This window comes from Oscillibacter sp., from assembly GCF_031978065.1.
GTDB lineage: Bacteria > Bacillota > Clostridia > Oscillospirales > Oscillospiraceae > Oscillibacter.
Genome location: NZ_DALZCH010000001.1, coordinates 68,416 through 77,019, shown reverse-complemented (window position 1 = coordinate 77,019; position 8,604 = coordinate 68,416). Strand labels below are relative to the sequence as shown.

Annotated in this window: 12 protein-coding genes and 1 tRNA gene; 7 read left to right on the top strand and 6 right to left on the bottom strand. The window is 55.6% G+C overall.

The window, feature by feature from the left end:
* A partial coding sequence (locus RTK01_RS00405) for a hypothetical protein (RefSeq protein ID WP_312279066.1) occupies positions 1 to 194 on the top strand: 194 nt, incomplete at its 5' end.
* Here the strand turns inward: RTK01_RS00405 and prfB are convergent.
* Positions 160 to 1,284, bottom strand: coding sequence for a peptide chain release factor 2 (gene prfB / locus RTK01_RS00400; RefSeq protein ID WP_312279065.1), 1,125 nt, complete (start codon positions 1,282 to 1,284; stop codon positions 160 to 162). The two genes, RTK01_RS00405 and prfB, sit on opposite strands and share 35 nt — an antisense overlap.
* A 126-nt stretch (positions 1,285 to 1,410) precedes the next feature.
* A complete protein-coding gene (locus RTK01_RS00395; RefSeq protein ID WP_294857135.1) occupies positions 1,411 to 1,629 on the bottom strand; it encodes a helix-turn-helix domain-containing protein in 219 nt (72 codons plus the stop codon).
* Positions 1,630 to 1,723: 94 nt separating this feature from the next.
* Here RTK01_RS00395 and RTK01_RS00390 point away from each other — a divergent pair, with 94 nt between their 5' ends.
* Positions 1,724 to 1,897, top strand: coding sequence for a hypothetical protein (locus tag RTK01_RS00390; RefSeq protein ID WP_312279064.1), 174 nt, complete (start codon positions 1,724 to 1,726; stop codon positions 1,895 to 1,897).
* 59 nt (positions 1,898 to 1,956) lie between these two features.
* Here the strand turns inward: RTK01_RS00390 and RTK01_RS00385 are convergent, their stop codons facing one another.
* The 3 genes from RTK01_RS00385 to RTK01_RS00375 form a co-directional block, all read right to left on the bottom strand.
* A complete protein-coding gene (locus tag RTK01_RS00385) occupies positions 1,957 to 3,165 on the bottom strand; it encodes an MFS transporter (RefSeq protein WP_312279063.1) in 1,209 nt (402 codons plus the stop codon).
* 216 nt (positions 3,166 to 3,381) lie between these two features.
* A tRNA-Ser gene (locus tag RTK01_RS00380) sits at positions 3,382 to 3,472 on the bottom strand.
* A 182-nt stretch (positions 3,473 to 3,654) separates the two neighbouring features.
* Positions 3,655 to 3,834: a hypothetical protein gene (locus RTK01_RS00375; protein WP_294857139.1), complete on the bottom strand. Its 180-nt coding sequence runs from the start codon at positions 3,832 to 3,834 to the stop codon at positions 3,655 to 3,657.
* A gap of 136 nt (positions 3,835 to 3,970) precedes the next feature.
* On the opposite strand from RTK01_RS00375, the gene RTK01_RS00370 reads away from it, so the two are divergent.
* Both RTK01_RS00370 and RTK01_RS00365 read left to right on the top strand, forming a co-directional pair.
* Entirely contained in the window at positions 3,971 to 5,101 is a 1,131-nt protein-coding gene (locus tag RTK01_RS00370; RefSeq protein WP_312279062.1) for a bifunctional histidine phosphatase family protein/GNAT family N-acetyltransferase, read from the top strand.
* Positions 5,102 to 5,210: 109 nt separating this feature from the next.
* A complete protein-coding gene (locus tag RTK01_RS00365; RefSeq protein ID WP_312279061.1) occupies positions 5,211 to 6,164 on the top strand; it encodes a calcium/sodium antiporter in 954 nt (317 codons plus the stop codon).
* A 123-nt stretch (positions 6,165 to 6,287) separates the two neighbouring features.
* Here the strand turns inward: RTK01_RS00365 and RTK01_RS00360 are convergent, their stop codons facing one another.
* A complete protein-coding gene (locus RTK01_RS00360; protein WP_312279060.1) occupies positions 6,288 to 6,725 on the bottom strand; it encodes a hypothetical protein in 438 nt (145 codons plus the stop codon).
* 202 nt (positions 6,726 to 6,927) lie between these two features.
* Between RTK01_RS00360 and RTK01_RS00355 the strand changes: the two genes are divergently transcribed.
* The 3 genes from RTK01_RS00355 to RTK01_RS00345 all read left to right on the top strand — a co-directional run bounded on the left by RTK01_RS00355 (position 6,928) and on the right by RTK01_RS00345 (position 8,587).
* A complete protein-coding gene (locus tag RTK01_RS00355) occupies positions 6,928 to 7,323 on the top strand; it encodes a transcriptional repressor (protein ID WP_312279059.1) in 396 nt (131 codons plus the stop codon).
* Positions 7,324 to 7,486: 163 nt separating this feature from the next.
* On the top strand, positions 7,487 to 8,020 hold the full coding sequence (gene rbr / locus RTK01_RS00350; RefSeq protein WP_312279058.1) for a rubrerythrin: 534 nt from the start codon (positions 7,487 to 7,489) through the stop codon (positions 8,018 to 8,020).
* 303 nt (positions 8,021 to 8,323) lie between these two features.
* Positions 8,324 to 8,587 (top strand): HPr family phosphocarrier protein, encoded by a 264-nt coding sequence (locus tag RTK01_RS00345; protein ID WP_293009669.1) that lies wholly within the window; start codon positions 8,324 to 8,326, stop codon positions 8,585 to 8,587.
* The last annotated feature ends 17 nt before the right edge of the window (positions 8,588 to 8,604 follow it).

Below are 8,604 nucleotides of genomic sequence, written 5' to 3'. Positions count from 1 at the left end.
AGGGGCGGGCGGCCCATCGGGGCCGGGGGATGGCAGTGCGCCGGAACGGCAGACCGCCGCTCTACGAAAAACGGCGCGGCCATCAGCCGCGCCGCAATCTGCGCAAATGCATTCAGTTTAAGGGTCTGGGGAATCCAGCGTGTACATGGGAGGCGGCTCTTACCTTTTCAATTCGCCGGTGGCAGACGCGGTGAGATAGGCGTTGATAAACCCGTCAATGTCGCCATCCATCACTCCATTGATATTGCTTGTCTCAAAACCTGTGCGGGTGTCCTTGGCCATGGTGTAGGGCATAAAGACATAGGAGCGGATCTGGCTGCCCCACTCAATTTTCATCTGCACGCCCTTAATGTCCGAAATCTTCTCCGCGTGCTGCTGGGCCTTCAGCTCCAAAAGCTTTGCCCGCAGCATCTTCATGCAGTTATCCTTGTTTTGAAACTGGCTGCGCTCCGTCTGGCAGGAGACGATCACCCCTGTGGGCAAGTGAATCAGGCGCACGGCGGAAGAGGTTTTATTGATGTGCTGCCCGCCGGCGCCAGAGGCGCGGTAGACCTGCATCTCGATGTCCTCGGGGCGAATCTCCACCTCCGCGTCGTCCGGGAGGTCGGGCATGACCTCCAGCGCGGCGAAAGAGGTCTGTCGGCGGGCGTTTGCGTCGAAGGGGGAAACCCGCACCAGACGGTGCACCCCGTGCTCGCTTTTCAAAAAGCCGTAGGCATTTTCACCCTCGATGGAAATGGTGGCGGATTTGATACCCGCCTCCTCGCCGTCTTCAAAATCCAGAATCTGATATTTGAAGTCGTGGCGCTCCGCCCAGCGGGTGTACATCCGATAGAGCATCTCGGTCCAGTCCTGTGCCTCGGTGCCGCCCGCTCCGGCGTGGAAGGACAAAATGGCGCTGCAATTGTCATACTCGCCGGAGAGGAGGGTGGAGAGCCGCTGCTCGGAAATCTCTTCCTCAAGACGGGCATAGCCTGTCTTCAGTTCTTCCAGAAGGGAGGCATCGTCCTCCTCCTGCCCCATTTCGCACAGGGTTTTCAAATCCTCCAGCTCGCCGACCATTTTCTCATAACGGCCCAGCTTGCCCTGCAAGCGCTTGAGCTGCTGCTGCACCTTCTGGGAGCGCTCCAAATCGTTCCAAAACTCCGGCTCGCCGGTCTGGGCCTCCAGACTGTCGGCCTCCCGTCTGGCGGAATCGATATCCAACGCCGCGCCCAGCTTTTCAAGCTCTGGCCCAAGGGCGCTCAGTCGCTGCTTATATTCGTCATATTCGATCAAAGCCATGATTGATTCTCCATTTCGCGTATTTCATCAGCCAAAACATTATATAGGAGTTTTCCCCGTTTGTAAAGGAAAACAGCGGCAGAACCGTTACAATTCCGCCGCCGCCATCCTTCTGCCGCTATGCCGCTATCGCGTGTCTTTTTTGTTGGAGGTCCGTCCCAGAATGTAATCGACGCTTACATCGTAAAAATCCGCCAGAGAGCACAGGACATGCGGGGGAACCATCCTCTGTCCGCTCTCATAATAAGCATAAGTACGCTGGGGAATATTAACGGCCTTGCCCACGCTTTCCTGCGTCAGGTCTGCGTCCTCGCGCAGACTTCGTATTCTTTCATATCGCTCCATGTTTATCACCATGTCCAGTATAGCTAAGAACAATTTGTTCTATTGATTTTTAGAATATTTTGTTCTAAACTATATAAAGCTGGGAGGTGTGTTTATGCCGGATTACAAGGAACTGTATTTAAAGCTGTTTCGGGCCTCGGAGGAGGCCGTCAATCGTCTGATTGCCGTGCAGCAGGAATGTGAAGAGCTGTACCTCAGCCAGGACGAACGGGAAGGGGCGATAGAGTCCCCGACACCGAAAAAAGCGAGAAGCGCGGAGGCGGAGTAATTCCGCATCCGCGCCTTGCCGGCTGCGCAAAATCAGCGGCCTTCTGAAAAAAGCCACGCTTATTTCCCCACCTCAATCAAGGACCGCGCTCCCAGCAGCGCAAGCCCGCTGATAAAAATTGCCGCGCCGGAAATCATCAGCAGCCATTCGATTTTCACCATGTCGCCCAAGGGGCCGAATACGGCCATGCCCAGCGGCATCGCAAGCCCGCTGAACATCATCATCACGCTGAACACCCGGCCCATTTTGTCCGGGTCGATGTTGCTTTGCAGAAGGGTCATGCTGGGCGAGTTGTACAGGGGCACTGTCCCCCCGCACAACAGCATGACGCCAAGGTATATCCAGAAATTCGGGATCACACCCAAAAGGACGCTGGTAAGCCCGAACAGCACGCAGGCGAGAATCATCGTGTGGGCCTTGTTTTTAAAGCCGCCCCACGCGGAAATCACCACGCCGCCCAAAATCGCGCCCGCCGAAAACACAAGCTCAATGGCGGTGAGCCGCCATACGTCGTCTCCAAAAGTGCGTGCCGCCTGAAGGGGCGTGAGCAGGGCGGAGGGAGACACAAAAAAGGAAAAAAACGCGCCGTAGACAATGATCAGCTTCAGCCAAGCTTGAGAATTGATATACCGCAGGCCCTCCCGCAATTCGTGGACATAAGCCCTGATGCCGCGCTGAACCTCTCCCACGCGGGGAATGCCGGACACCTTGACGAAAAGAAACACGATGGCAATGCCGACGGCCGCGGTGATTACATCAATGAAGAAAATATACCCAATGGGCATCAGCGACAGTAGCGCCCCCGCCGCCATAGGTGAGACAAACATATTCAGCGACTGAATGGAGCTTTGGATGCCGTTAAACCGCTGCAAGCTTTCCAAGGGTACCATTTGGGGGATCATGGCGGACACGGCGGGTTGCTGAATTCCTTGCCCGAGAGACCGGGCCGCCACCACGATGAGCATCAGCCAGATGCTTCTGTGGCCGGAAAGGTATGCCAGTGCCAGACCCAGTGTAATCAAAGCGATGCACCCATCGGAAATGACAATCAGATATTTGCGGTTGTACCTGTCGGCCCAAACGCCGGCAAAAGGGGAAATCAGCGTCATGGGCAGCAGTGCCGCGCAGGTGAACAGCGTCATGATTACGCCGGATTTCGTCTCCAGCGTGATCTGCCAGGTGATGGCGTGCTGCACCAGCATCGAGCCGAACATGGACACGAACTGTCCTGCCATATAAAGCGTTACATTGCGCTTCCAGCCGGTCATGCGAGAGCCTCCTCTGTGTTAACGGTTGGGGAGAAATTTGGTCGGGACTTGTCTGTTGTACAGTTCCTATCTGACTAGGATTTGAAAACCTTCTCTTAAAAAATTTCTGCGTTTTGGAAATGCGCATGTGCAAGCGGACGGGGTTTGGCGTTATCCAAACGGTTTTCGCAAAATATAGCAAACCCCCTGAAAGATTGGCTTTCAGGGGGTTTTTTGTGGCGGAGAAGGAGGGATTCGAACCCTCGAAACCCGTTAAGGTTTACATGATTTCCAATCATGCGCCCTCGACCAACTAGGCGACTTCTCCATAGCTGCTTGAAAAAACTGAGCGATATACAATTACTGTCGTGGGACAGCTTTATTATTATACCAAAACATGTCGGAATGTCAAGAAAAAAGTTTTGCGCATTTAGCGTCGTGAAATTGGGAACCCTCTCTCCCAATCCGGATGCGGGGAAAGGGCGGGAGCCTTGACTCCCGCCCTTTTTGTCAGCGCATGGTGGAAACCAGATGATCCACAGTGTGATCCACGGCGACGCCCAGCTTTTGAATGCCTTTACCCACCTGAGTTTTCATGGTCCGCTTTCCGTGGGGCATCATCATTCCAACCAGAGCGCCCGCAGCCATTCCGGCGCCCATGCCGAACCAAAACCCGGCATTGTTCCTCATATTTCGTCACTCCTTTTGCGGTCTAAAGCTAGTATGGCGCGTAGAGCGCGTCTTATGCCGGAAATTGATTTGCCAAATACCACCGGATTCTATATAATAAAAAAGAAATAATAATTGAGAAAAGAGAGGACTTGACATGACCGTTTTGTATCTGATCCGCCATGCCGAAGCGGAGGGAAACCTCTATCGAATCGCGCAGGGCCAGTGTGACAGCATCATCACCGACCGGGGCTATCAGCAGATAGCCGCCTTGGCGGAGCGGTTTCGTGATGAGCAAATCGACGCGGTGTATTCCAGCGACCTGACTCGCACCCGCATTACTGCCGGGGCCATCGCCAACACGAAGAGTCTGCCCATTCAAACCCGGCAGGATCTGCGGGAAATCTGCGTGGGTGAATGGGAGGAAAAGACCTGGGGCGAAATCGGCATCCAGGCGGCGGAGCAACTGGCGCTGTTTACCTCCCGACCCGACCTGTGGCAGGTGGAGGGCGGCGAGAGCATGGCTGCCGTCCGGGACCGGATGCTGGCGGCGCTGAGGGACATCAGTGAGAAAAATTCCGGCAAAACCGTGGCGGTGTTTTCCCACGGCTGCGCCATCCGGCTGACGCTGGGGGAGATTGAGGGCTGCGGACTGCATGAGATTGGAAAGACGCCTCACGGCGACAACACCGCAGTTTCCAAAATTGAATATGAAAACGGAAAATTTCGTCTGCTTTACAGGGATGACAACAGCCACGTAAAGGCCCTGTCCACTTTTGCAAAGCAGCACTGGTGGAAGCACCCCAACGGTGTGGAGCCGGGGCTGTATTTCCGTCCCTTGGAGCTGCCCGGGCAGGCCGCGCTGCTGACGGACTGCGTGGAAAGGGGCTGGACGGCAGCGGGAGAGACGCTGGAATTCAGCCCGGACGTGCTTTTGCGGGAAGCGGCCGAGCGGCCCACCATCGGCGCCTATATGCAAGGCGCACCCGCCGGAATTCTGCAATTGAATCCCGAAAAGGAAGCGGAGGAGAAGGCGGGCTGGATTTCTCTTTACTGCATGGCGGAAAGCTGCCGGTCCAGAGGGCTTGGCATTCAGCTTTTGGGGCAGGCCGTTTTGCGCTACCGGGCCATGGGGCGGGAAAAGCTGCGGCTCTCTCTGCGTCGGGGGAACGAAGCTGCTTTGCGCTTTTTCTCTCAGTATGGATTTTCTCCCGTGGACACGGAGGGGGAGCCGCTGGTGCTGGAAAAGGACATTCGCTCCCGGGAGTGGACGCCGGAAACGGTTTGACACAGCGGCGTGGCCTTCTAAAAATTCTGAATGGTATTTCGGGCGGAAACCGCATATCCTGATAGACAAGACCCCGCGCCGACGCGGGGCGGGAAGGGACGGGCGCACCGTGAACCTATTTGTCATTGTATTGCTGTTTTCAGTGGGACTTTTGCTGATCGTCAAGGGCGGAGACTGGTTTTTGGACGGGGCGGTGTGGATTGCGGAAACCTCGGGCATCCCGCACTTTATTGTGGGAGCCACCGTGGTATCCGTTGCCACCACGCTGCCAGAGCTGACGGTGTCCATCACTGGCGTGCTGCGAGGGGAAATTGATCTGGCTGTGGGCAATGCCGTGGGCTCCGTCACCGCAAATCTGGGGCTGATTTTGGGCATCTCCGTGCTGTGCATTCCCTCCGCCGTGGACCGGCAGTTTGCCCCAAAGGCGATTTTGATGATCTGCGGAGCGGCACTGCTGACCATTTTGTGCCGAAACGGGAGCCTGACGCTGCTTTCCGCGCTGCTGCTGTTTCTGATCTTTGCCCTGTATCTTTGGAGCAATCTCCGCGACGCGGGACGGGGCATGGCGGCGGAGCGGAAAGGCCGGGCCCGCCGAGGCCGCGCCTCCCGGCGAATGATACTTTCAAAGCTTGCGATGTTTTTTCTGGGCCTTGCGGGGATTATCGGCGGCTCCCGCCTGCTGATTGATTATGGCAGCGAGTTGGCCCTTCGGCTGGGCGTGCCTGCCGGAGTGATCGGAGTGACGCTGGTGGCGGTGGGTACGTCGCTGCCCGAGCTTGTGACGGCTCTTGCCGCCATTGCAAAAAAAGAAACGGCGATGTCCATTGGAAACATTGTGGGCGCCAACGTGATTGATTTGACGCTGGTGCTGCCTTTGTGCGCCGCCGTATCCGGCGGGCGGCTGGACATCGGTTCGCAGACCACCACGCTGGATCTGCCCATGTGCTTAGGTGTGTGCGCGATTGCCATGCTGCCGCCTCTTGCTGTGGGCCGGTTTTATCGCTGGCAGGGCTTTTTGTTGCTGGGGATGTACGTCGCGTATCTTGCAGTTTTGATGACGTGAGGGCGCGCCGGGAAATTTTTTTTAAATTTCCCGGCGCACTTTCAATTCTGTGTGTTCCCGCGCTACCGCGCCCTCTGTCCCACCGGGGGCAAAGAATTTGCCACGGAGCAATGCGTCGGGATTTTAGCGGAACGCCGCGCCGGGGGTTACGGCATTTTCGCCGTCCAGCAAAAAGCCATCCCGGTCATTCACGCGGGCGTTGCGAAGCATCTGTTCATAGGTGGTGCTGCGAATCGCGCCGCTGCCGGTTCTGGTTCCGTTGTTTACAATTGCGGATTCGGGTGCTCCTACGCCGTCGTTTTCAAGGCCCAGCATCTTGTTGTCCGCAGCGCCGGCGGCTGTGCCGCTGGCGCCGGTTTCAATGCGCCGCTGGTCTTTATTTTTTACCACGGCGGTTCCAGTGGCGGAACTCGTGCCGGAACCTGTGCCGGTGCCGGTGTTGTTGTCAGTGGTGGATTGATTGGGAGTGCTATTGTTGGGCGTGTTGTTTTTGTCAGTGCCGCAGGCCGTTAAACTCAGGGCCATCAAAGCAGTGAGCAAAAACGCAAATGTCCTTTTCAAGTCGTTTCCTCCTTTGTGTGGACTTTATTACATTGCGATACCCTGTGTTAGTATGGTAAGTTTAACGCGAAACAACCGTGGTAGTTTTTTGCAAAACGAGGTGAAAAAAGTAACAATTTTAAAAAACTGCTTGCATTCTTTTAAGACGCATATTATCATATAAGTAGAAATCATTACTGGATAGGTTTTGAAAGGAGGCCCCATGCAGCCGCAGCGATATTCGCTTCAAAGAGAGAAAATTTACGCGGTCGTGCGGGAGAGCATGGATCATCCCACGGCAGAGATGGTGTTTGCCTGGCTGAAGCCGGAAATTCCCAGGCTGAGCCTGGGCACTGTCTATCGCAATCTTCACCGGATGGCGGAGGAGGGGCGGCTGCAGGAGTTGCCCGGTCCCATCGTCCGGTTTGACGGGGATACGACGCCCCACGCGCATTTTACCTGCCTTACCTGCGGCGCTGTGAGCGATGCCGCAGGCCCCTATGACCCCGGTCTGGATGCAGCGGCGTGCAAAAAAGGCTTTCGGGCCATACGCCACGCACTCATGTTTTACGGGACCTGCCCCCGATGCGGGCAGAGCGCGCGAAAAGAGGATTGCTGAGTGTTGCCGAAGATCTCCGGCATAAGCGTTGTTTTCATTTCCCCCGGACACCCATTTACCCGGCGGAATGTTTGCAGAAAACGGAAAAATCACAAGTCAGCCACGGCGGTGGCGCAGGCCGCGCCGCCGCCTGAGATAGAATGTTTGAAAGGGGAATGTTATCATGGAACTGAAGGGAAGCAAGACGGAAGCAAATCTGTGGACTGCGTTTGCGGGGGAGAGTCAGGCCCGCAACAAGTATGACTACTATGCAGGCAAAGCGCGCAAGGAGGGCTTCGAGCAGATCGCGGCTATTTTCGAGGAGACGGCCCTGAACGAGAAGGAACACGCCAAGCTGTGGTTCAAGGCGCTGGACGGCATCGGCTCCACCGATGAAAACCTGGTGGCCGCCGCTGCGGGCGAGAACTATGAGTGGACAAACATGTACGCCGAAATGGCCCGCACCGCCGAGGAAGAGGGCTTTTTGGCGCTGGCTGCCCAGTTTGAAGGCGTGGCGAAAATTGAGAAGACCCACGAGGAGCGCTATCTGAAGCTGCTGGAAAACCTGAAAAGTGGAGAGGTTTTCAAAAAAGGCGAGAAGGTCATGTGGTTCTGCCGCAACTGCGGCCATGTGGAGATTGCGGAGAACGCGCCCCAGGTGTGCCCCGTGTGCAACCACCCCCGGAGCTATTTTCAGGTTAAGGCCCTTAATTATTAAGGTTACATTTGCTGCCGGGGCGGCCGCTTTTGCGGCGGCCCCGGCTTTCCCTGTCTGACGGACAGAAAAAGCCATAAAAATCCGCCGTTTTTTGGGAAAAGCAAATTGCGCACAAGTGAAGCGGGGGACGATCCTGATAAGTTTGTGGAAACAGACAAAAACCGTGTCGATTCTCCCTGTGTATTTTTGAAATGTTTGTATAAAAGCCTGTTGACGTTTTTGTAAAAAACGGATATGATATAAAGACAAAATGACATGGTATGCGGAGTTTTAATACGGCAATAGGGAAAAGGAGTGCTGCATATGTATACACAGGAGATCACGGTCAATAACGAGGTGGGTCTTCACGCGCGGCCCGCGACGTTCTTTATCCAAAAGGCAAATGAGTTCAAAAGTGGAATCTGGGTGGAGAAGGAAGACCGCCGGGTAAACGCGAAGAGCCTTCTGGGTGTGCTGTCCCTGGGCATTGTCATGGGGACCAAAATCACGCTGATTGCCGACGGAAGCGATGAGAAGGAAGCCGTCGCCGCATTGGCGGAGCTGATCGAAAACAACTTTGGAGAATAACTCTTTCACCCGCGCTT

Bases quoted from the DNA above. Each gene is read 5' to 3' on its own strand.
- prfB (WP_312279065.1), bottom strand. From the start codon at position 1,284: ATGGCTTTGATCGAATATGACGAATATAAGCAGCGACTGAGCGCCCTT.
- RTK01_RS00345 (WP_293009669.1), top strand. From the start codon at position 8,324: ATGTATACACAGGAGATCACGGTCAATAACGAGGTGGGTCTTCACGCG.
- RTK01_RS00390 (WP_312279064.1), top strand. From the start codon at position 1,724: ATGCCGGATTACAAGGAACTGTATTTAAAGCTGTTTCGGGCCTCGGAG.
- RTK01_RS00355 (WP_312279059.1), top strand. From the start codon at position 6,928: ATGCAGCCGCAGCGATATTCGCTTCAAAGAGAGAAAATTTACGCGGTC.
- RTK01_RS00370 (WP_312279062.1), top strand. From the start codon at position 3,971: ATGACCGTTTTGTATCTGATCCGCCATGCCGAAGCGGAGGGAAACCTC.
- RTK01_RS00395 (WP_294857135.1), bottom strand. From the start codon at position 1,629: ATGGAGCGATATGAAAGAATACGAAGTCTGCGCGAGGACGCAGACCTG.
- RTK01_RS00375 (WP_294857139.1), bottom strand. From the start codon at position 3,834: ATGAGGAACAATGCCGGGTTTTGGTTCGGCATGGGCGCCGGAATGGCT.
- RTK01_RS00385 (WP_312279063.1), bottom strand. From the start codon at position 3,165: ATGACCGGCTGGAAGCGCAATGTAACGCTTTATATGGCAGGACAGTTC.
- rbr (WP_312279058.1), top strand. From the start codon at position 7,487: ATGGAACTGAAGGGAAGCAAGACGGAAGCAAATCTGTGGACTGCGTTT.